The organism is Ornithinimicrobium sp. F0845 (assembly GCF_023015765.1).
GTDB lineage: Bacteria > Actinomycetota > Actinomycetes > Actinomycetales > Dermatophilaceae > Ornithinicoccus.
On the sequence record NZ_JALKAL010000053.1, the window covers coordinates 1 to 241 of the forward strand.

1 pseudogene is annotated in these 241 nt (G+C 68.0%); it reads right to left on the reverse strand.

Features of this window, described 5'->3' with window-relative positions:
- Positions 1 to 241 (reverse strand): annotated as a pseudogene (locus MWU75_RS19690) (hypothetical protein); the annotation flags it as partial.

Sequence of the window (241 nt, forward strand, 5' to 3'; positions counted from 1 at the left end):
GCCTGCGGCGATGGTGTCGTCGATGTGGGTGGTGGCTGCGGTCAGGAGCTTGGTGTACTGGGTGTAGTCGTGGGCCTTGGTGCGGTAGATCCGGCCGAGCAGGGTGGTCCAGGTGACGTCGCGGTTGGTGTCGATGACCGCGTCCCAGGCCTTCTTGGTCTTCTGGTCGTGGTGGGGGTCGCAGGCGGGCTGGCCGTTGGCCTCGCAGGTGTGACCACCGGGGGTGCCGTGCTCCTGGACG